This is a genomic window from Streptomyces sp. NBC_01017 (assembly GCF_045162795.1).
In the GTDB taxonomy this organism is placed as follows: Bacteria; Actinomycetota; Actinomycetes; order Streptomycetales; family Streptomycetaceae; genus Streptomyces; species Streptomyces machairae.
In genome coordinates this window covers 5,855,657-5,876,180 of record NZ_CP108683.1, presented here as the reverse complement: position 1 = coordinate 5,876,180, position 20,524 = coordinate 5,855,657, and the positions used below count along the sequence as shown (strand labels likewise).

The window sequence follows — 20,524 nt, the reverse complement described above, 5'->3', positions numbered from 1 at the left end:
CTACTCAATTAGTGAAAGGGTGGTGGAACGGATGGTCGAGTACCGCATCGACCGGCGCTCCGGCGTCGCCACCTATGTGCAGATCGTCCAGCAGACCAAACAGGCCCTGCGCCTGGGCCTGTTGGAGCCGGGCGACAAGCTGCCCACGGCCCGTGAGGTCGTCGAGGCAACCGCCATCAACCCCAACACCGTCCTCAAGGCCTATCGCGAACTGGAACGCGAAGGCCTGGTCGAGGCACGCCGGGGGCTCGGCACGTTCGTACGGCGCGGACTGAACACCGCGCCGGCCGACTCGCCTCTGCGCACCGAACTGGACCAGTGGGCCGTACGGGCCCGCGAGGCCGGGCTGGACCGCGACGACGTGGACGCTCTCTTCACTTCCGTACTGGACACGCACTTCAAGCTGGACACGCACTACAAGGGGGACGAGTCATGACCGAGACCGCCATCGAGGCGGCCGCGCTGGGCAAGAGGTTCGGGCGGCGCCGCAAGCGGGCGCTGGACGGCTGCGACTTCCGGCTCCCCACGGGGACCGTGTGCGCCGTCGTCGGGCCGAACGGCGCGGGCAAGTCGACCCTGCTGTCCCTCGCTGCCGGTCTGCTGCCCCCCACCGACGGCACGATCAGCGTCCTCGGCCAGGCCCCGGCGGCGGTCCGCGAGCGGATCGCGTACGTCGCCCAGGACAAGCCCCTGCACCCCCAGCTCACCATCGCCGACACCCTGCGTTTCGGCCGCGAGCTGAACCCCGGCCGCTGGGACGACCGGGCCGCCGAGCGGATCGTCGCCGAGGGCGACCTCGACCCGGACGCGAAGATCCGCACGCTCTCCGGCGGCCAGCGCACCCGCGTCGCGCTCGCCCTCGCCCTCGGCAAGCGCCCCGAACTGCTGCTCCTGGACGAGCCGATGGCCGACCTGGACCCGCTCGCCCGGCATCAGCTGATGGCCACGCTCATGGCCGACGCGGCCGAGCACGGCACCACGGTTGTCATGTCCTCGCACGTCGTGGCGGAGCTGGAGGGCGCCTGCGACCACCTCCTGCTGCTCGGCGCCGGCCGGGTCCGCCTCGCCGGCCCGCTGGACGACCTGCTCGCCGCACACCGGCTCGTCACCGGCCGCGCCGACACGTCCCTGGACCCGCACACCGTGGTCGAGTCCCGCACCACCGGACGCCAACTCACCGCACTCATACGCCCCGAGGGCCCCCTCGGCGACGCATGGCAGACCACCGCCCCGACCCTGGAGGAACTGGTCCTGGCGCACCTGCGCGCCCCCGAGGCCCCGGCGCTGCGCCTCGACGACGTACGGGAGGCCGCCGTATGACCACCGTGACCATCGAGACCTCCACCACCGCCACGCCCTCCCGCGGGCCGCGCGGCCTGGTGTGGACGATGCTGCGACTGCACCGCTCGGCGCTGTGGTTCTGGGTGATGCTGGTGGCCGTGGCCGCCGGGGCACTGCTGTGGGCGTACGGCCCGGGAGCGGACGCCGTCTGGGCCGCGTTCCGGAAGATGGGCTGCGCCTCGGCGCAAGAGGGCATGGGCTGCGACGTCACGAACCCCGCCGTTGTGCGGTACGACACGGTCATCGGCGTCGGCGCCGGACTGCTCGCCCTCACGCCGATCCTGACCGCAGCCTGGGCGGGCGCCGCGCTCATCGGGCGCGAACTGGAGAACGGCACCGCCCAGTTGGCGTGGACGCAGTCGGTCTCCCCGGCCCGCTGGCTGGCCGCCAAGGTCGCCGTCCCGGCCGCCCTGCTCGTCTCCGGCACGGTCCTGCTCACGCTGCTGCACCGCATGCTGTGGTCCGCGGACGGTCCGCTGCGGCCGGCGACCTCGCGCCAGTGGGACGACAGCATCAGCTTCGTGGCCAACGGCACCCTCGCCACCGCCTACGCCCTCCTCGGCCTCGCCGTCGGCATCCTCGCGGGCGTGCTCCAGCGCCGCGCCCTGCCCGCGCTCGGCACCGCGGTCATCGGCCTTGCGGTCCTGCTGCAGGCGCTCGCCACGCTGCGGCCGTATCTGTGGCCCGTCGAGACGCTCGTCAACAAGGACGAGTACCCCCCGTACATCGGCATGGTCGTCGGCGAGGGCGCCCTCACCTCCACCGGCGCCCGCGTCTCGGACCCCATCTGCGTCGACGACGCCAAGTGCCTCGCCGACCACGACATCGTGGGCTTCTACCGCGACTTCCACCCGTCGTCGCACTTCTGGCCGCTCCAGCTGACGGAGACGGGCATCGCCCTCGCCGTCGCTGCCCTGGCGGTCCTGGTCGCCTTCCGGCTGCTGAAGCGGCGCACCGGAGCCGCCGTATGACGACCGCGCTCACCGCCACGTCCGCACCCGCCGACCGCACCCCGCGCGGGCCGCGGGGCCTGCTCTGGACCGTCCTGCGGGTGCACCGCACGGCGCTCGTGTTCTGGGCGCTGGCCCTGCTCGGCGCCACGGCCGTACTGATCTGGATGTACGTCATCGCCGACGAGGCCCGCAAGGGCAACGTCCCGTGCATGACACCCGCCCGCGACGGATTCCCCGGCTGCGCGTCCATCGAGTCGATCACCGTGGACGATGTCTATGCCGGCTGGATCGAGCTGGTCGCCACCTCCCTGACCTACGCGATCCTGCCCGTGGCCGGCTGGGCCGGCGGCTCGCTCATCGGCCGCGAGCTGGAGAGCGGCACCGCGCGGCTCGCCTGGACCCAGTCGGTCACCCCGACCCGCTGGCTGGCGGCCAAGCTCGCCGTCCCGGCCGTACTGCTGACCATCGGTACGGGCGGACTCGTCCTGCTGAACAACTGGGCGCGCGGCGACGGCGACCCCGACCTGGTCGGGGACTGGTACAACGCGGACGCCTTCATCGGGACCGGCCCGACCACCGTCGGCTACACCCTGGCCGGCCTCGCCCTCGGCGCACTCGCCGGGCTGCTGCTGCGGCGAGCCCTGGCCGGCGCCGGGGTGGGCTTCCTGGCCGCGCTCGTCCTGTGCGGCGTGCTGGAACGCTTCCGCGAGGACCTGTGGCCGGCTGTCACCCGCAGCCAGGCCGGTGAGTTCGAGCTGCCCCGATCGACCTGGCAGCTGGGCTGGGACACGACCTGGGGCCGGCATCCCGGAGAGGGCGAACCATTGGCCACCAGCGCCACTTTCCACCCCCGGTCCCACTACTGGCCGATCCAGTACGTCGAAACCGGCATCCTGCTCGCCGTGGCCGCCGCCGCGACGCTCGCCGCCTTCTGGCTGCTGCGCCGCCGCACGCCGTAGACCCCGCCGCACGTCCCTCACGGGGGAAGGGACGTGCGGTCCGGACAGCCGCCCGGCGATGTAGACGTCCGCGAGCCGCCCCCCGCTATCCCACACGCCATGTCTCCGTAACCATTGGTTCAGACGGGCTTGCGACGCTCAGCCAATGACCCCCGCCGTGCCAGAGCCTTCGCCGCACCCGGGAGGGAGCGCGAGGAACGGGGACGCCCGGCGCCTCCCCGCCAAGCTCCCGCCCGCGCTTTCCGACGCGCCCATAAGCCTCGGCACGCGGAACAATGGGCATATGAGCCAGTCCTCGAACGCCCAGGCAAAGGTCCAGCACGCGCAGCCCTCCGTGGGCTCCATCGCGGCGCACCGTCCGCACGGGGTCACCTCGGCAGTGGTCTCCGACCTGGAACCCGACATCGATGCCGACCTCGACGCGTACGAGGTCACCGAGATCGACGGCGTCCAGTTGCCCCAGGGCCGTTTCCTGGACCGGGAGCGCAGCTGGCTCGCGTTCAACGAGCGGGTCCTAGAACTCGCCGAGGACCCGAACACGCCCCTCCTGGAGCGGGCGAACTTCCTGGCGATCTTCGCCAGCAACCTGGACGAGTTCTTCATGGTCCGGGTGGCCGGTCTGAAGCGCCGTATCGCCACCGGTGTCGCCACCCGGTCCGCGTCCGGCCTCCAGCCCCGCGAGGTCCTGGAGATGATCTGGGCCCGCTCCCGCGAGCTGATGGCCCGGCACGCCGCCTGCTACCACGAGGACGTCGCCCCCGCGCTCGCGGAGGAGAGCATCCACCTGGTCCGCTGGAGCGAGCTGACGGAGAAGGAGCAGGCCCGCCTCTTCACCCTGTTCCGGCACCAGATCTTCCCGGTCCTGACCCCGCTGGCGGTCGACCCGGCTCACCCCTTCCCGTACATCTCGGGCCTCTCCCTGAACCTGGCCGTACGGGTCCGCAACCCCGTCACCGGCACGCCGCACTTCGCCCGCGTGAAGGTGCCCCCGCTGCTCTCCCGCTTCCTGGAGGCCTCCCCCGGCCGGTTCGTCCCGATCGAGGACGTCATCGGCGCGCACCTGGAGGAGCTGTTCCCGGGCATGGAGGTCCTGGAGCACCACGCCTTCCGGGTCACCCGCAACGAGGACCTGGAGGTGGAGGAGGACGACGCCGAGAACCTTCTCCAGGCCCTGGAGAAGGAGCTCATGCGGCGCCGCTTCGGGCCGCCGGTGCGCCTGGAGGTCGAGGAGAACATCAACCAGGAGGTCCTGGACCTGCTGGTGCGCGAGCTGAAGATCAGCGAGGCCGAGGTCTACCCGCTGACCGGCCCCCTGGACCTCACGGGTCTCTTCCGCATCGCCCACATCGACCGGCCCGAGCTGAAGTACCCGAAGTTCGTCGCGGGCACCCATCGCGATCTCGCCGAGGTCGAGTCGGCGTCCGCGCCGGACATCTTCGCCGCCCTGCGCAACCGGGACGTGCTGCTGCACCACCCGTACGACTCCTTCTCGACCTCCGTGCAGGCCTTCCTGGAGCAGGCGGCCGACGACCCGGACGTCCTCGCGATCAAGCAGACCCTGTACCGGACGTCCGGCGACTCCCCCATAGTCAACGCGCTCATCGACGCCGCCGAGGCCGGCAAGCAGGTCCTCGTGCTGGTCGAGATCAAGGCCCGCTTCGACGAGCACGCCAACATCAAGTGGGCGCGCAAGCTGGAGGAGGCCGGCTGCCATGTCGTCTACGGCCTCGTCGGCCTGAAGACGCACTGCAAGCTGTCGCTGGTGGTCCGCCAGGAGGGCGAGACGCTACGGCGCTACAGCCACGTCGGCACCGGCAACTACCACCCGAAGACGGCACGGCTGTACGAGGACCTGGGCCTGCTGACCGCCGACCCGCAGGTGGGCGCGGACCTGTCCGACCTGTTCAACCGCCTGTCCGGCTACTCGCGCCGGGAGACGTACCGCCGGCTGCTCGTGGCCCCCAAGTCCCTGCGTGACGGCCTGATCTCGCGGATCAACAAGGAGGTCCAGCACCACCGTGCCGGGCGTCCCGCGCATGTCCGCATCAAGGTCAACTCGATGGTCGACGAGGCGATCATCGACGCCTGCTACGGCGCGTCCCAGGCAGGCGTGCCGGTCGACATCTGGGTCCGCGGCATCTGCGCGATCCGCCCGGGCGTGACGGGACTGTCGGAGAACATCCGCGTCCGCTCGGTCCTCGGCCGCTTCCTCGAACACTCCCGGGTCTTCGGCTTCGGCAACGGCGGCGAACCCGAGGTGTGGATCGGCAGCGCCGACATGATGCACCGCAACCTCGACCGCCGTATCGAGGCCCTGGTCAGGGTCACCGACCCGGCCCACCGCGCCGCGCTCAACCGGCTCCTGGAGACCGGTATGTCCGACACCACCGCGTCCTGGCACCTCGGCCCGGACGGCGAGTGGACCCGGCACGCGACGGACGCGGAAGGCCAGCCCCTGCGCAACGTCCAGGAGATGCTCATAGACGCCCGGAGGCGCCGGCGTGGCACAGCAACACCTTGATCCGACGGACCCCATGGCCGGGACTGTGGCCGGGGACGCCCTCGCGGGCTACCTGCGCGCCCAGGCCACGGAGTTCCTCCGAGCCCTGCGCATGCACCGGGAGACCGGCGGCGGTACGGCGGGCGGTGGCTCGGAGGAGTCCGTCGACGCGGCCCGGGCCCTGCGCCGCTCGGCCCGCCGTATCAGCGCCAGCCTGCACACGTTCCGCCCGTTGCTGGACACCGACTGGTCGGAGGCCATCCGCCCCGAACTGGCCTGGCTGTCGGGCACGCTGGCGTTGGAACACGCGTATGCGGCCCGCCTGGAGCGCCTGCTGCTGGCGCTGCACCGCTTGTCGGGGGCGGCGGTGCTGCCCGCGCAGACGGGGGTCGCCGGCCTGCCCGCTGCGAGCAGGGCCGCAGGCGCGGCGGCGGGGAGCGGTTCCACCGACGCGGTCACGGGCGGGCGTGCCGCGGGAGTCGTCCCGCAGAAAGGGGAACCTGCCGACGCCGGTCCCCCGGCCCACCCGGCGGCCACCCCGGAACGCGGCAACCTGACCGTCGGCGCGGCAAAGGCGGGCGCACTGCTCGAACGCCAGCTCACCCTGGCCCGGACGCGAGCGCACAGCACCGCACTCCAGGCCCTGGGAAGCAGCCGATTTCACGCCGTGGCCGACAACATCGCCGTACTGGCCAGCGAGGTCCCCCTCACCCCGGCCGCGGCGACCGCCGACCTGCGCCCCCTCGGGGCCGCCGCCGAGGAGCGGCTCACCGACGCGGTGACGGCGCTGCCCCTGGTGACCGCGGGCCACCCCTACAACGCCGAGGCCCTGATCCACGGACTGTCCCCGGACCCGGCGCCGCATCCGCAGGACGCGCCCTGGCACCAGGTCCGCCTGCTGCTGCGCCTGCACCGCTACGCCCGCGAGGTGCTGCACGGCGACAGCGGCCCGGTGGACGTACGGCTGCTGGCGACCGGTCAGTCCCTCAACCGGCACCGCGACGCCTCCGAGGCCGCGGCCGCCGCGGCCCAGGCGGCCCGCACCCCGCGGATCGCCCCGGCGACGGCGTACGCCCTAGGCGTCCTGCACGCCGACCAGCGGCACGAGGTGGAGGCGGCACGGTTCGCGTTCCAGCAGTCCTGGCAGCGACAGACGGTGGGCACGCCGTAGGCATCCCTGAGGCGGGAACTCGTTCCTGAATCAGGAACTCCCGAAGGAGGCTTCATCCGGTGACGCACGCAAAGGACCTCACCGTCCAAGCGGCCGGCTGCGTCCTGTGGCGCCGTTCGCCGGTAGACGGTGAGCTGGAGATATGCCTCATCCACCGGCCGAAGTACGACGACTGGTCCCATCCCAAGGGAAAGCTGAAACGTGGCGAGGCGCCCCTGGCCGGTGCGCTGCGCGAGGTCGCGGAGGAGACGGGGCACTCCGCCCGGCCGGGCACCGAACTGCCGACGATGCGGTACCTGGCGAACGACCGCCCCAAGGAGGTCCGCTACTGGGCTGCCGAGGCGGGCCCCGGCAGGTTCACCCCGAACGAAGAGGTGGACCGCATGCTGTGGCTCTCGCCCACGGCTGCCCGCAGCCGTCTGACCCAGCCGAGAGACCGCTCCCTCGTGGACGCCCTGCTGGAGTCGCTGCGCCTGGCATAGTCCGCAACAACCCCCCACAAAGCCTCGGAATGCACCCGTGTCCTCGACGTAAGCGTTCCGTGACCTCACCGCACCGTCCTCAGGGGTTCACCCCCCGTTCATTTACGCCCTTCGGCGCCTTCACCTGTTCTGCCTAATTTCGGCCTTGCACGATGACGGACCGCGTCGGGGGGACGAGTCCGCATCACCCATTCTTCGCACGCCGCCGAATTCAGGACGGCGGCTCCTGGAAGGAACTCTTTCAAGTGAAGCTTCAGCGCAAGAACCGGCGGGCTCTCGCTCTCGGCGCTCTCGCCGTCTCCGGCGCCCTGGCCCTCACGGCGTGCGGCTCCGACGACACCGGCACGAACGGCGGTGGCGACTCGAGCGCCGGCGCCGATGCCAGCAACATCAAGTGTGACGACGCCCAGGGCCAGCTGCTCGCCGACGGCTCCTCCGCGCAGAAGAACGCGATCGACGCCTGGGTCAAGCAGTTCACCGCCGCCTGCAAGGGCGTCCAGATCAACTACAAGGGCGGCGGCTCCGGCGCCGGCGTCACCGCGTTCACGCAGGGCCAGGTCGCCTTCGCCGGCTCCGACTCCGCGCTGGACGAGGAAGAGATCACCGCTTCCAAGAAGATCTGCTCCGGCGGCCAGGGCATCGACCTGCCGATGGTCGGCGGCCCGATCGCGGTCGGTTACAACGTCCCGGGTGTCGACAACCTCGTCCTGGATGCGCCGACCCTGGCCAAGATCTTCAACGACAAGATCAAGAACTGGAACGACCCGGCGATCGCGGCGCTGAACCCCGACGCGAAGCTGCCCGACCTGAAGATCCAGGCGTTCCACCGCTCGGACGAGTCCGGCACCACGGACAACTTCACCAAGTACCTCATCGCCACCGCCAAGTCCGAGTGGCCCTACGAGGGCGGCAAGGCCTGGGAGGCCAAGGGCGGCCAGTCCGCCGCCGGCTCCTCCGGTGTCGCCCAGCAGGTCAAGCAGACCTCCGGCGCCATCAGCTACATGGAGCTGTCGTACGCCAAGGACGGCATCAGCGCGGTGAAGATCGACACCGGCGCCGACGCCCCGGTCGAGGCCACCACGGCCAACGCCTCCAAGATGATCGCCGCCGCCAAGCGCGTCGGCACGGGCAAGGACATGGCCCTGGAGCTGGACTACGCCACCAAGGCCGCCGGCGCCTACCCGATCACCCTGGTGACGTACGAGATCGTCTGCGACAAGGGCAACAAGTCGGAGACCCTGCCCGGCACCAAGGCGTTCCTGCGCTACATCGCCTCCGAGGACGGCCAGAAGATCCTCGAGGAGAACGACTACGCCCCGATGCCCGAGGAGATCATCTCCGAGGTTCGTACCACCATCGATGGCCTGAACTGACCTGAGTGCGGTCCGGTCGGGGCCTGAAAAGGCCCGGACCGGACCGCACCGTCCGGTGCACCGCCGCCCGGAGCCGTACACCGCCTACGGCTCCACCGAGCCACCGCAGACCCGCGTGGCTCCGCAGACCGGAGAACCCGATGGACATATCGACACAGAACACTCAAGCACCTCCCCCCACTCCACAGCCTGCGACCGCCGACCAGAAGCGCGCGGCCCGTGGCACCACCCGGCCCGGTGACCGGGTCTTTCTCGCGCTCTCCCGCGGTTCCGGCATCTTCCTGCTGGTGATCATGGCCGCCATCGCGGTCTTCCTCACCTACCGAGCGACCCTCGCGATCAGCAAGGACGACGCCAACTTCCTCACCGCCTTCGAGTGGAACACCGGCGTGGTCCCGCCGAAGTTCGGCATCGCGGTCCTCGTCTACGGCACGATCATCTCCTCGATCATCGCCATGGTCATCGCGGTCCCGATCGCCGTCGCCATCGCCCTGTTCCTCACCCACTACGCGCCGCGCAAGCTCGGCGGCCCCATCGCGTACGTGATCGACCTGCTCGCCGCCGTGCCGTCCATCGTGTACGGCCTGTGGGGCGCCCTGATCCTCGTACCGAACATGGACGGCCTCTTCGGCTGGCTGGACCGGTACCTCGGCTGGACCGGGATCTTCTCCTGGGACGGCGGCGCACCCCGCTCGATGCTGACGGTCGGCATCCTGCTCGCGATCATGATCCTGCCGATCATCACCAACGTGAGCCGCGAGGTCTTCCGCCAGGTCCCGCAGATGCACGAGGAGGCGGCCCTGGCGCTCGGCGCCACCCGCTGGGAGGTCATCCGCATGTCGGTCCTCCCCTTCGGCCGCTCCGGCGTCATCTCCGCCTCGATGCTCGGCCTCGGCCGCGCCCTCGGCGAGACGATGGCCGTGGCCACCGTGCTCTCCCCCGACTTCGACATCCACGCCAGCCTGCTCAACCCGGGCGGCGGAACCTTCGCCCAGAACATCGCCAGCAAGTTCGGCGAGGCGTCCCCGTTCGGACGTGACGCGCTGATCGCCTCCGGCCTGGTCCTGTTCGTCATCACGCTGGTGGTCAACGGCGCGGCCCGCGCGATCATCGCCCGCCGCAAGGAGTACTCGGGGGCCAACGCATGAGCCACGCCATCGCCGACAAGCCCAGCAGCCTGCACGGTGCCCGTCTGCCCAAGTGGTCCCCGTACGCCATCGCCGGCGGCTCCATCGCCGTCGCGGTCGGCATCGGCCTGGGCGCCGGCCTCGACAGCCGGATCCAGTGGGGGCTGATCGCCAGCCTCCTCTTCATCCTCGGTACGTACGTCATCGCCGCCGCCGTCGAGGGCCGCCGCCAGGCCAAGGACCGCATCGCCACGACGCTGGTCTGGGTGGCCTTCATCCTCGCCGTCATCCCGCTGGCCTCCCTGGTCTGGGCGACCGTGCAGCGCGGTGTGAAGGTCCTCGACGTCTACTTCCTGACCCACTCCATGGGCGTCGTCGCCGACTCCGAGCCGGGCGGTGGCATCTACCACGCCATCCTCGGCACGCTGGAGCAGGTCGGCCTCGCCACCCTGATCGCCGCGCCGGTCGGTGTGCTCACCGCGATCTACCTGGTGGAGTACGGGCGGGGCAACCTCGCCCGGGCCATCACCTTCTTCGTCGACGTCATGACGGGTATCCCGTCGATCGTCGCGGGTCTGTTCATCCTCAGCCTCATGCTGATGATGAACATGCAGCCCTTCGGCTTCGCCGGATCGCTGGCGCTCGCGATCCTGATGATGCCGGTGGTCGTCCGCTCCACGGAGGAGATGCTCAAGCTCGTCCCGAACGAGCTGCGCGAAGCCTCCCTGGCACTGGGCGTGCCCAAGTGGCGCACCATCCTGAAGGTGGTCGTACCGACCTCCATCGGCGGTATCACGACCGGCATCATGCTCGCGGTCGCCCGTATCACCGGTGAGACCGCGCCGGTGCTGCTGCTGGTGTTCGGCAACAGCTTCATCAACAGCAACCCGTTCGAGGGTGCCCAGGCGTCGCTGCCGCTGTACATCTACCAGCAGTACGCGAACAGTGCCGGGTCGTCGGCGGCGTACGACCGTGCCTGGGCGGCATCGCTCACGCTGATCGCGTTCGTGATGATCCTCAACCTGCTGGCCCGCGGGATCGCCCGCTGGAAGGCCCCGAAGACCGGTCGCTGACGCGGCCACAGCGACTGATCCGAATCTGGAAGTGAAGTAGACATGGCCAAGCGAATCGACGTAAGCGGGCTCACCGCCTACTACGGCTCCCACAAGGCAATCGAAGACATCTCGATGACGGTCGAGCCCCGCTCGGTGACGGCCTTCATCGGCCCCTCCGGCTGTGGCAAGTCGACGTTCCTGCGCACGCTGAACCGTATGCACGAGGTGACGCCGGGCGGGCGCGTGGAGGGCAAGGTCCTCCTGGACGACGAAGACCTGTACGGCGCCGGCATCGACCCGGTGTCGGTGCGCCGTGAGATCGGCATGGTGTTCCAGCGTCCGAACCCGTTCCCCACGATGTCGATCTTCGACAACGTGGCGGCGGGGCTGCGGCTGAACGGCAGCTACAAGAAGAGCGAGCTGCAGGACGTCGTGGAGAAGTCCCTCAGGGGCGCGAACCTCTGGAACGAGGTGAAGGACCGCCTGAACAAGCCGGGTTCCGGCCTCTCCGGTGGTCAGCAGCAGCGTCTGTGCATCGCTCGCGCGATCGCGGTCGAGCCCAAGGTCCTCCTCATGGACGAGCCCTGCTCGGCCCTGGACCCGATCTCCACCCTCGCCATCGAGGACCTGATCGGTGAGCTGAAGGAGCGCTTCACGATCGTCATCGTGACGCACAACATGCAGCAGGCGGCACGTGTCTCGGACCGCACGGCCTTCTTCAACCTCTCCGCCGTGGGCCAGCCCGGCAAGCTGATCGAGATCGACGACACGGAGCGCATCTTCTCCAACCCGTCGGTCCAGGCCACGGAGGACTACATCTCCGGCCGCTTCGGCTGACAGACCCCTCGCGGTGCTGCATGGCGGTGCCACCGCGAGGCAGATAAAGGGCCCGCCCCCCGGCTCCCGGGGGGCGGGCCCGTCTGCGTACGGGGTGCCTGCGGCGGCCTGTCGCTGTTGGGTGGGGGTGCGCGTAGCGCCAACGGTTCGGTGGGTGGTCGGGGCCGCGCCGGGGGGTGTCCGTCCTCGGACCGGCGGCCAGGGTCGGGCAGAGAGGGTCCTTTTCCTTGACGCCGGCCACTGCGGGCGGACACCCCCCGGCACGTCCCCTTGCCGCCGTGGGCGACTGCGGCACCGCGGGGGTACGCCACCAACACGGCCGCCAGGTCGGTCTCTTTCAAGTGCCGGTCCCGGCATTCCAGCCCGTCCGGCGTTTGAGGACGAGGCCCGTTCAGGGCCGAAGCGGGGGTCTGGGGGCGGCAGCCCCCAGGGGCGGGGGCGAAGGGAACCCGGCGCTTACAGGAACGCCAGGTTCACGACCCCGAACGCACCCGCCGCAACCAACGCGGCCGCAGGCATCGTGATGAACCAGCCAAGGACGATGTTCTTGGCCACGCCCCACCGCACGGCATTCACCCGCTTCGTCGCCCCGACACCCATAATCGCCGAGGTGATGACATGCGTCGTGGAAATCGGCGCCTTGAACAGGAACGCCGTGGTGAACATGATCGACGCCCCCGTCGTCTCCGCAGCAAACCCCTGCGGCGGATCAAGCTCAATGATCTTGCGCCCGAGCGTCCGCATGATCCGCCAGCCACCCGCATACGTCCCGAGCGACAGCATCACCGCACAAGCGATCTTCACCCACACCGGAATCGGATCGCCGTAGTCCTCGACATCGGCGATGACCAGCGCCATCACCACGATGCCCATCGTCTTCTGCGCATCCTGCAGACCATGCCCGAGCGCCATCCCGGCGGCAGAAACGGTCTGCGCTATCCGGAACCCCCGCTTGGCCTTGTGCGGGTTCGCCCGCCGGAAGATCCACATGATCGCCGTCATCACGAGATAGCCCACGCACAGCCCGACAATGGGCGACACGAACATCGGGATGACGACCTTCTCCAGCACCCCGCTCCAGTACACCGTCGTACCGCCGGCCAGCGCCGCCCCCACCATGCCGCCGAACAGCGCATGCGAGGAGGACGACGGCAGACCGTAGTACCAGGTGATCAGGTTCCAGGTGATCGCGCCCACCAACGCCGCGAAGAGGATCCCCATCCCCTTCGAGCCTTCCGGCGTCTGGATCAGCCCCTCACTGACGGTCTTGGCGACGCCGGACCCCAGAAAGGCACCGCCGAGATTCATCACCGCGGCCATCGCCAGCGCGGCCCGAGGCGTCAGGGCCCGCGTCGACACGGAGGTGGCGATGGCGTTCGCCGAGTCGTGGAAGCCGTTGGTGTACGTGAAGAAGAGCGCGACCGCGATGGTCACGACCAGAGCAAAGGTGTCCATGGGAGGGTCTCAGGACTCCTTGACGGCGATGGTCTCCACCGTGTTCGCCACGTGCTCGAAGGCGTCCGCCGCTTCCTCCAGGACATCCACGATCTGCTTGAGCTTGAGGACCTCGATCGCGTCGTACTTGCCGTTGAAGAGATGGGCGAGGAGCTTGCGGTGTATCTGGTCGGCCTGGTTCTCGAGGCGGTTGACCTCGATCCAGTACTCCGTGAGGTTGTCCATGGTGCGCAGGTTCGGCATGGCCTCGGCCGTCAGCTCCGCGGCCCGCGCCAGCACCTCGATCTGCTGCTCGACGCCCTTGGGCAGTTCCTCGACGTTATAGAGGACGACCAGGTCGACGGCCTCCTCCATGAAGTCCATGATGTCGTCGAGGCACGACGCGAGCTTGTAGATGTCCTCGCGGTCGAACGGCGTGATGAACGAGGAGTTCAACTGGTGGAAGATCGCGTGCGTGGCGTCGTCACCTGCGTGTTCCGCGGCCCTCATACGCTCTGCGATCTCGGCCCGGCCGGCGGTGTCCGCCCCGAGCAGTTCCATCAGGAGTTTCGAGCCCGTGACGATGTTGTCCGCGGATGCGGCAAACATGTCGTAGAAGCTCGTCTCCCGGGGGGTCAGACGAAATCGCACGTGGGGTCCTCAAGAAGCATCGGTTTCGGTCAGGCTGATGCTAGGCGCATCATCCGGCCACGGCTAATGGGCCGTCCTCCAGTGTCGCCCATCAGGCACAGTGGTCGGCACGGGGGCTGCCCGGTGGTCCAGTTCAGCGGCCGAATCACGGCGTCGGCCACAGGGCCCTATACCCAGCAAAGTTCGGTACGATATACCCAGTAGGGGTATGTGACGCGGTTTACGTCTGGAGGACGCGATGACGACCACCGAGGCCGGCGCGGGTGCACCCTCCGCCGCCGATCAGGCCACCACCGAGATCGTGACGGACCACGACCGGGGCATCCACGGCTACCACAAGCAGAAGGACGAGCACCTCAAGCGCCTGCGCCGTATCGAGGGCCAGATCCGTGGCCTGCAGCGCATGGTCGACGAGGACGTCTACTGCATCGACATACTCACGCAGGTGTCCGCCTCGACCAAGGCCCTGCAGTCCTTCGCCCTCCAGCTCCTGGAGGAACACCTGCGCCACTGCGTCGCCGACGCCGCCCTCAAGGGCGGTACGGAGATCGACGCCAAGGTGGAGGAGGCCACGAAGGCGATCGGCCGACTGCTGCGGACGTGAGGGACGGCTCACGCACCGACGGCTCACGCACCGCCCGCGTCGCGCTCGCGCTCCTCGGCGACGCGCAGCACCTCGTCGATGTCCTCCAGGCTGAGCCGGTCCTCACGAGCGGCCGAGGCCGCGATGATCAGCTCTCCGCACAGCTCGATCTCGGCGAGGGCCACGTGGTCCTGAACTGCCGTACCGCCGACCGGAGCCACGTGCATCACCTCTTCTCTGCCGTTACCGACTTCCTAGAGTAGGGAGCGGCCTACACACCGCGCATGGCACGGACGGGCTAGTTCTTGACGCCCGTCACGTACACCCGCGGCGGCCCTCACTCCTCGGCGATCTTGCCCGCGTAGATGTCGTCATCGTCCGGAAGCCGTACGTCGACGGGGGCCCCGAAGTCGTACAGCAGGGTCGTCGAAGCCACGGCGACGGCGCTCTGCTGCTGCCCGTTCACGAAGCTGAACCGGTGCCGCACCTTGCGGATCCGCCCCTCGTCATCGAGGTAGACGTCGAACGGTACCTCGTCCGTGGCGAACCCTTTCGCCGCCGCCGCCAGGGCGTCCGCGTTCCCGTCGGAGGCCTCCCGCGCGGCAACCCGCAGGTCAGCCGTCCCCCGGTAGTGCCGCACCGCCGCCCCCGCGACCTCTTCCTCACCCACATACGTCGCCGTCCGCGCCCCGCGCAGCACCTCCGCCGCGGCGTACGGATCGGTCGCCCCACCGGTGACCAGGTTCCCGTCGGACAGCGACCGCGTCTCGACGCGCACCCACTTGTCGGCGGGCACCCCGGCACCGCGGTTCTTCATGAACAGCGCCCCGGGAGCGAGGAGCTCCACGATCGGCCGCTGCGCGGGCGCACCGGCGGGGTCCTGCGGCAGCAGCACCTTCAGCCGCCCCACCTGCCGACGGAAGTCGTACACACCCTCACCCCGGATGGTGACGCGCGTCCCACCGGTGGCCATCTCCATCGACGTACGGGCCTTGGAGGACCGCACCCCGGCCAACGCATCGGCTGCGCGCCGCACCACCTTCACGGCATCCCCGTCCCGCGAATCGTCGACGGCGGCCCCGCTCTCCGCCACGCACCCGCTGCCCGCGAGGCAGATACACAGGACCCCTGCCGCAACGCCCGCCCCACGCCTCTGCCTGTGCTGCCGCTCCGTCATCGCCTGCCTACCCCCAGCCGGTACGTCCGTCACGGGCCCCCTGTCGTTCCGGATAACGACCGGTACGTGCCCCCGTCACGCACGCGGCAGGGTTGCGCCTACTTGCCTTGGGTAACGTTGTCGCCGTGGCGCAGCAGGACGGACCGACGTCCCCCCAAAATCCCGACGGCCCCTCGAACCACCGCACGACAACAGTGGAGAAGGGCCACTTCTGCACAGCCCACTGCACCTGCGGCTGGCGCGGCCCCGCAAGACGGGCCCGCAGCCTGGCCCGGGCGGACGCGGAGGGGCATGTGAGCGCTTGAGTGAGCGCAAGGCGTCCGCCTCTCAACCCCGGCCCAGGCACTGAGGGCTACGCCCACACGCGGACGGTCCCTCTCCGCGCCGGCCCCCGCATTCCAGCCCGTCCGGCGCTCAATGACGAGGCTGCACCATCCCCAACCCCCACCCACCCACCCACCCACCCACCCGCAGGGGGCTACACACGCGCGCAGACGGTCCCCCCTCGGCGCCGGCCCCCGCGTTCCAGCCCGTCCGGCGTTTGAGGACGAGGCCGTTCAGGCCGACAGCGGGGGTCTGGGGGCGGCAGTCCCCAGAGACCGGGGTCGAAGGGGCAGAGCCCCTGGAGGACGGGACGGGTAGGGGCGGCGGGGGCGAGAAAACACCCGGCCACCACCCAGGTCACCCCGACCCCATGGAACCCCGCCCGCCACCACCCCGTCTCGTTCCACGAACCCTCCAGGAGGCGACATGGAACGGCGCACCTTCATCGGCGGCACAGCAGCAGCCGTAACCGCCCTGACGGCAACCGCCTGCAACACCAGCTCGGGCAACGGCACTGGCGCAGAAACAGCCACCAGCACAGGCACAAGCGGCACAGCCACCGGCACCCGCACCCAGACCACCGCCACCAGCAAATCCGCCGCCGCCAACTGGACCGCCCTCGCCCAAGACCTGGACGGCCCCCTCATACGCCCCGGCGACGCCTCCTGGAAAACGGCCCACCAGCTGTACAACACCCGCTTCGACACCCTGAAGCCCGCCGCAGTCGCCTACGTCTCCCACTCGGACGACATCCGCACCACCCTCGCCTACGCCCGAGCCCACAACCTCCACGTCGCCATACGCAACGGCGGCCACTCCTACGGCGGTTGGTCGTCCGGCAACAACCGCCTGGTCCTCGACGTCTCCAAGCTCAACCGCATCCGGGCCACCGGCAACTCCGCAGTGGTCGGCGCCGGTTCAAAGCTCATCGACGTCTACCGCGCCCTCGCCGCCAAGGGCGTCACGATCCCGGCCGGCTCCTGCCCCACGGTCGGCGTCTCCGGCCTCACCCTGGGCGGCGGCCACGGCGTCACGTCCCGCGCCTACGGCCTGACGTGCGACAGCCTCACCCAGGCCACCCTGATAACCGCCGACGGCAAGCAGCTCACCGCCAACGCCACCACCAACAAGGACCTCTTCTGGGCCCTGCGCGGCGCCGGCAACGGCAACTTCGGCGTAGTGACGGAACTGCACTTCAAGACCCACCCCGCCCCGCAGGCCGTAACGGCATACATGACCTGGCCCTGGTCGAAGGCGACCGCGCTGATCAAGGCCTGGCAGGAGTGGGGCCCGACCCAGCCCGACGAGATCTGGTCGTCGCTGCACATCGCGAACTCCGCCGGCGGCACCCCCACGATCTCCGTCGCCGCGTTCTCCCTGGGCACCTACCGCGAACTCCAGAACGCGGTGGACCGCCTCGCCGACCGCCCCGGCGGCCCCGGCCCCGCGAGGAGCGTCTCCCTCAAGCGCCGCTCGTACGAGGAGTCGATGGAGCTGTACGCGGGCTGCTCGTCCTTCGCCTCGGACGCGCAGTGCCACCTCCCCGGCTCCACGCCGGGCCGCTCGCCGCAGGGCGCGCTGGGCCGGGAGACATACGCGGCGAAGTCGGACTTCTTCGACCGTTCGCTCTCCGCGGCGGGCATCCAGACCCTGCTGAAGCAGATGCAATCAGTGCGAGGCGGCGCCGGCAGCATCGCCTTCACGGCCCTCGGTGGAGCCGTCAACCGCGTCTCCCCCACCGCGACGGCCTTCGTGCACCGCCGCTCCCGCATGCTGGCGCAGTACCTCGCCTCCTGGCGCACCGGCACGACGGGCAGTACGGCCCAGGCCTGGCTGACGTCGGCCCACGACGCCATGCGCCCCCACGCCTCGGGCGCCGCCTACCAGAACTACTCCGACCCGGCCCTGCGGAACTGGCGCAAGGCGTATTACGGCGACGCGGCAACCCGCCTGACAAAGCTGAAGAAGCAGTACGACCCGCAGGGCTTCTTCACCTATCCACAGGCGCTGTAGGTCGTAGCCCGGCACCGGGCGGGGTCAGCGGAGCCGACCTCGCCCTACCGGCCACCCCTAAGCCGCAAGATCCCGTTCCTCGGCCCCCGCCGGCTCCTTCCGGGCTCCCGGAATCACCGCTTCCTGCCCGCCCGCCCGGGACCGCCCCCGCGCCTTGATCAGCAGGCCGCCTCTCGGCGACCGTTCGGCCGCGGACATCACGGGTGTCAGCAGGGCCATGGCCAGGGGTGACAACAGGAGGGCGACGGCGGTGCCGAGGGCGAAGCCGCCGATGACGTCGGTCGGGTAGTGCACGCCCATGTAGACCCGGCAGAACCCTTCGAGAAGAGCGAGGCCGATCCCTGCGAGGCCGAACTTCCGGTTGGCGACGAACAGTCCGACCCCCAGGGCCATGGCGATCGTCGCGTGGTCGCTCACGAAGGAGTAGTCGGTCTTGCCGGTCACCAGGACCTCGAGCCCCTGGTGATCACGGAACGGCCGGGGCCGCTCCACGAACCCCCGTATGGGCACGTTCACCAGCACCGCGATCCCGGCCGCCAGCGGCGCCCACACGAGCGCGGCGACGGACGAGGCGGCGTCCTCGTCACCGCGGCGCCGCACCGACCACCAGCACCACACCACGAGCAGCACCATGGCGAGCACCAGCCCGTACTCACCGACGTACTCCATGACCCGGTCGAACCAGCGCGGGGCATCCTTGGCCAGGCCATTGATGTCGAAGAGCAGGTCGACGTCGGGGTTCGACCCGGATTCTGCGAGTCCAGCCATGATGCCGCGGCCCCTTCGTCGTCTCTCCGGCGCATCGTGCGTACGCCGCTCCGCCCACCCCCGTGGTTGTGGATCCGGCTACGACACCAGGAACGCACGGCCCCTGTTAATACGTTCCACACTCCACTGAATGATCACGCAGACGTTATCGAAGAGAGACCCATCACCGCAGCTCAGGGGGTGGGTTCACGCTCCGTCTACACCGTCGTGGGCAGCGCTTTCGCGCCATCTTCCGTCACCCGGGTCGCCCCGAAGTAGTCAGGGGTGTCGATCGGGTCGAACCGGATCACAGCACCCGTTCTCGGCGCGTCGATCATGTACCCGCCACCGACATAAATACCCACATGCCGGATGGCCCGGGAGTTGGTGAGGTCGTCCGAGAAGAACACCAGATCTCCCGGCAGCAGTTCCTCCCTGGCCGGATGCGGCCCCGCGTTCCACTGGTCGTTGGCGACGCGCGGCAGCGTTATCCCGACGCTTTCGTAGGCGGCCTTCGTCAACCCCGAGCAGTCGAACCGCCCGTTGTCCTCAGCAGTGCCGTCGCCACCCCAGAGGTAGAGCGTGCCGAGCTTCTTCTGGGCGTAGTAGATGGCACCGGCGGCCTGCTTGCTGGGATCGACACGGCTGACGGGCGCGGCGAAGCTCTGCTGCAGCGTCGTGATCGTCTTGACGTAGTTCTGGGTCTCCTTGTACGGCGGCACGCCCTTGTACTTGATGACCGCGTACGCCCCCGCGTTGTAGGACGCGAGCATGTTCTTCGTGGGGTCGCCGGGTACGTCCTTCACGTAGGAGGCGAGCTTGCAGTCGTACGACGCGGCCGACGGAATCGCGTCATTCGGATCCCATACGTCGCGGTCGCCGTCCCCGTCGCCGTCCATCCCGTGCGTGGCCCAGGTCCCCGGGATGAACTGCGCGATGCCCTGCGCGGCGGCCGCGCTCTGCGCCTTCGGGTTGAACCCGCTCTCCTGGTACAGCTGGGCGGCGAGCAGCGCGGGGTTGATGGCGGGGCACAGGTTGCCCCACTTCTGCACGAGCGCCGAGTAGGCGGCCGGCACGGCCCCCTTGGCCAGCGCTTTGGACGCTCCGCCCACTCCACCGGCGAGGTTCCCGGCGACGATGTAGACCCCGACGACGAGCAGCATCACGAAGCTGAGCCCCGCCGCGAGTGCGGCGCCCGCCACGATCCATGCCTTACGCACCGTCAACCGCCCCTCGCCCACCGGGATTCCGCCCGCGCCAGTCTATGAGCTTCCCACCGGGAATCCACGGCAACCGATGCGGTCCTACAGTCGTACGGTCCGCCGGACCGCCCGTCACGGCCATGACCGGCATTACCTCAGCGGTAATCGATCCCCCGCAGGCCCGCGTGCCACCATCGACACCGGACGGAGCCCGACCGAACGGAAGGACATCATGCCCGCCTACGCGATTGCTCACCTGCAGGAAGCCGCCCCGCACCCGGAGATCGCGGAGTACATCGAGCGCCTCCCGGCCACCTTCGAACCGTACGGCGGCCGCTTCCTCGTCCATGGCACGCAGCACGAGGTGAAGGAGGGCAGCTGGCCCGGACACGTCGTGATGATCGGCTTCCCGGGGATCACCGAGGCGCGGTCCTGGTGGGACTCGCCGGCCTACCGCGAGATCGCGCCCCTGCGCTCCCGGCACATCGAGGGCGACATCATCCTGGTCGAGGGCGTCGCCGTGGACTACGACCCGACGACCACCGCCGGGGCGATCCGGGACGCCGCGTCCGCCAAGTAGCGTTCAGCGCCGCCG

21 protein-coding genes are annotated in these 20,524 nt (G+C 69.8%); 15 read left to right on the top strand and 6 right to left on the bottom strand.

Annotated features, from left to right (window positions below; genetic code table 11):
- Positions 1-31 precede the first annotated feature (31 nt).
- The 11 genes from OG331_RS26945 to pstB all read left to right on the top strand — a co-directional run bounded on the left by OG331_RS26945 (position 32) and on the right by pstB (position 11,798).
- Positions 32-436, top strand: coding sequence for a GntR family transcriptional regulator (locus OG331_RS26945; protein WP_406200692.1), 405 nt, complete (start codon positions 32-34; stop codon positions 434-436).
- Complete coding sequence (locus tag OG331_RS26940; RefSeq protein ID WP_406200690.1) at positions 433-1,320, top strand: ABC transporter ATP-binding protein; 888 nt, start codon at positions 433-435, stop codon at positions 1,318-1,320. The genes OG331_RS26945 and OG331_RS26940 overlap by 4 nt, the downstream gene beginning before the upstream one ends.
- Positions 1,317-2,312, top strand: coding sequence for an ABC transporter permease (locus OG331_RS26935; protein WP_406200688.1), 996 nt, complete (start codon positions 1,317-1,319; stop codon positions 2,310-2,312). Before OG331_RS26940 ends, OG331_RS26935 begins: the two co-directional genes overlap by 4 nt.
- Positions 2,309-3,253 carry a hypothetical protein gene (locus OG331_RS26930; protein WP_406200686.1) on the top strand — a complete coding sequence of 315 codons (945 nt, stop codon included), beginning with the start codon at positions 2,309-2,311 and terminating at the stop codon, positions 3,251-3,253. The genes OG331_RS26935 and OG331_RS26930 overlap by 4 nt, the downstream gene beginning before the upstream one ends.
- A gap of 145 nt (positions 3,254-3,398) precedes the next feature.
- The gene (locus OG331_RS26925; protein ID WP_406200685.1) at positions 3,399-5,774 is read left to right on the top strand and encodes an RNA degradosome polyphosphate kinase; all 2,376 of its coding nucleotides are present in this window, start codon (positions 3,399-3,401) and stop codon (positions 5,772-5,774) included.
- Positions 5,755-6,924 (top strand): CHAD domain-containing protein, encoded by a 1,170-nt coding sequence (locus tag OG331_RS26920; RefSeq protein ID WP_406200683.1) that lies wholly within the window; start codon positions 5,755-5,757, stop codon positions 6,922-6,924. Before OG331_RS26925 ends, OG331_RS26920 begins: the two co-directional genes overlap by 20 nt.
- A gap of 59 nt (positions 6,925-6,983) precedes the next feature.
- Entirely contained in the window at positions 6,984-7,406 is a 423-nt protein-coding gene (locus OG331_RS26915; protein ID WP_406200681.1) for an NUDIX hydrolase, read from the top strand.
- A gap of 245 nt (positions 7,407-7,651) precedes the next feature.
- Positions 7,652-8,779 (top strand): phosphate ABC transporter substrate-binding protein PstS, encoded by a 1,128-nt coding sequence (pstS, locus tag OG331_RS26910; RefSeq protein ID WP_406200679.1) that lies wholly within the window; start codon positions 7,652-7,654, stop codon positions 8,777-8,779.
- 140 nt (positions 8,780-8,919) lie between these two features.
- The gene (pstC, locus tag OG331_RS26905; protein WP_406200677.1) at positions 8,920-9,927 is read left to right on the top strand and encodes a phosphate ABC transporter permease subunit PstC; all 1,008 of its coding nucleotides are present in this window, start codon (positions 8,920-8,922) and stop codon (positions 9,925-9,927) included.
- Positions 9,924-10,979 (top strand): phosphate ABC transporter permease PstA, encoded by a 1,056-nt coding sequence (pstA, locus tag OG331_RS26900; RefSeq protein ID WP_406200675.1) that lies wholly within the window; start codon positions 9,924-9,926, stop codon positions 10,977-10,979. The genes pstC and pstA overlap by 4 nt, the downstream gene beginning before the upstream one ends.
- Positions 10,980-11,021: 42 nt before the next feature.
- A complete protein-coding gene (pstB, locus tag OG331_RS26895; protein WP_406200673.1) occupies positions 11,022-11,798 on the top strand; it encodes a phosphate ABC transporter ATP-binding protein PstB in 777 nt (258 codons plus the stop codon).
- A 456-nt stretch (positions 11,799-12,254) separates the two neighbouring features.
- Here the strand turns inward: pstB and OG331_RS26890 are convergent, their stop codons facing one another.
- Positions 12,255-13,253, bottom strand: a complete 999-nt coding sequence (locus OG331_RS26890) for an anion permease (protein WP_406200671.1) — start codon at positions 13,251-13,253, stop codon at positions 12,255-12,257.
- Between the two features lie 9 nt (positions 13,254-13,262).
- Positions 13,263-13,883 (bottom strand): DUF47 family protein, encoded by a 621-nt coding sequence (locus OG331_RS26885; protein WP_362388253.1) that lies wholly within the window; start codon positions 13,881-13,883, stop codon positions 13,263-13,265.
- Between the two features lie 238 nt (positions 13,884-14,121).
- On the opposite strand from OG331_RS26885, the gene OG331_RS26880 reads away from it, so the two are divergent.
- A complete protein-coding gene (locus tag OG331_RS26880; RefSeq protein ID WP_328880732.1) occupies positions 14,122-14,487 on the top strand; it encodes a metal-sensitive transcriptional regulator in 366 nt (121 codons plus the stop codon).
- Positions 14,488-14,510: 23 nt separating this feature from the next.
- Here the strand turns inward: OG331_RS26880 and OG331_RS26875 are convergent, their stop codons facing one another.
- A complete protein-coding gene (locus OG331_RS26875) occupies positions 14,511-14,693 on the bottom strand; it encodes a hypothetical protein (protein WP_406200669.1) in 183 nt (60 codons plus the stop codon).
- A 110-nt stretch (positions 14,694-14,803) separates the two neighbouring features.
- Positions 14,804-15,643, bottom strand: coding sequence for a hypothetical protein (locus OG331_RS26870; protein ID WP_406200666.1), 840 nt, complete (start codon positions 15,641-15,643; stop codon positions 14,804-14,806).
- Positions 15,644-15,768: 125 nt separating this feature from the next.
- Between OG331_RS26870 and OG331_RS26865 the strand changes: the two genes are divergently transcribed.
- Positions 15,769-15,948, top strand: coding sequence for a hypothetical protein (locus OG331_RS26865; RefSeq protein ID WP_406200663.1), 180 nt, complete (start codon positions 15,769-15,771; stop codon positions 15,946-15,948).
- 445 nt (positions 15,949-16,393) lie between these two features.
- Positions 16,394-17,980 (top strand): FAD-binding oxidoreductase, encoded by a 1,587-nt coding sequence (locus OG331_RS26860; RefSeq protein ID WP_406200660.1) that lies wholly within the window; start codon positions 16,394-16,396, stop codon positions 17,978-17,980.
- A gap of 57 nt (positions 17,981-18,037) precedes the next feature.
- On the opposite strand, the gene OG331_RS26855 is transcribed toward OG331_RS26860, so the two are convergent.
- Positions 18,038-18,748, bottom strand: coding sequence for a phosphatase PAP2 family protein (locus OG331_RS26855; protein ID WP_406200657.1), 711 nt, complete (start codon positions 18,746-18,748; stop codon positions 18,038-18,040).
- Positions 18,749-18,945: 197 nt separating this feature from the next.
- The gene (locus tag OG331_RS26850; RefSeq protein ID WP_328880727.1) at positions 18,946-19,968 is read right to left on the bottom strand and encodes a bifunctional lytic transglycosylase/C40 family peptidase; all 1,023 of its coding nucleotides are present in this window, start codon (positions 19,966-19,968) and stop codon (positions 18,946-18,948) included.
- 193 nt (positions 19,969-20,161) lie between these two features.
- Between OG331_RS26850 and OG331_RS26845 the strand changes: the two genes are divergently transcribed.
- Positions 20,162-20,509, top strand: a complete 348-nt coding sequence (locus OG331_RS26845; RefSeq protein WP_406200654.1) for a DUF1330 domain-containing protein — start codon at positions 20,162-20,164, stop codon at positions 20,507-20,509.
- Positions 20,510-20,524 lie beyond the last annotated feature (15 nt).

Bases quoted from the DNA above. Each gene is read 5' to 3' on its own strand.
- OG331_RS26945 (WP_406200692.1), top strand. From the start codon at position 32: ATGGTCGAGTACCGCATCGACCGGCGCTCCGGCGTCGCCACCTATGTG.
- OG331_RS26940 (WP_406200690.1), top strand. From the start codon at position 433: ATGACCGAGACCGCCATCGAGGCGGCCGCGCTGGGCAAGAGGTTCGGG.
- OG331_RS26935 (WP_406200688.1), top strand. From the start codon at position 1,317: ATGACCACCGTGACCATCGAGACCTCCACCACCGCCACGCCCTCCCGC.
- OG331_RS26930 (WP_406200686.1), top strand. From the start codon at position 2,309: ATGACGACCGCGCTCACCGCCACGTCCGCACCCGCCGACCGCACCCCG.
- OG331_RS26925 (WP_406200685.1), top strand. From the start codon at position 3,399: ATGACCCCCGCCGTGCCAGAGCCTTCGCCGCACCCGGGAGGGAGCGCG.
- pstC (WP_406200677.1), top strand. From the start codon at position 8,920: ATGGACATATCGACACAGAACACTCAAGCACCTCCCCCCACTCCACAG.
- pstA (WP_406200675.1), top strand. From the start codon at position 9,924: ATGAGCCACGCCATCGCCGACAAGCCCAGCAGCCTGCACGGTGCCCGT.
- pstB (WP_406200673.1), top strand. From the start codon at position 11,022: ATGGCCAAGCGAATCGACGTAAGCGGGCTCACCGCCTACTACGGCTCC.
- OG331_RS26890 (WP_406200671.1), bottom strand. From the start codon at position 13,253: ATGGACACCTTTGCTCTGGTCGTGACCATCGCGGTCGCGCTCTTCTTC.
- OG331_RS26880 (WP_328880732.1), top strand. From the start codon at position 14,122: ATGACGACCACCGAGGCCGGCGCGGGTGCACCCTCCGCCGCCGATCAG.
- OG331_RS26875 (WP_406200669.1), bottom strand. From the start codon at position 14,693: ATGCACGTGGCTCCGGTCGGCGGTACGGCAGTTCAGGACCACGTGGCC.
- OG331_RS26870 (WP_406200666.1), bottom strand. From the start codon at position 15,643: ATGACGGAGCGGCAGCACAGGCAGAGGCGTGGGGCGGGCGTTGCGGCA.
- OG331_RS26860 (WP_406200660.1), top strand. From the start codon at position 16,394: ATGGAACGGCGCACCTTCATCGGCGGCACAGCAGCAGCCGTAACCGCC.
- OG331_RS26855 (WP_406200657.1), bottom strand. From the start codon at position 18,748: ATGGCTGGACTCGCAGAATCCGGGTCGAACCCCGACGTCGACCTGCTC.
- OG331_RS26845 (WP_406200654.1), top strand. From the start codon at position 20,162: ATGCCCGCCTACGCGATTGCTCACCTGCAGGAAGCCGCCCCGCACCCG.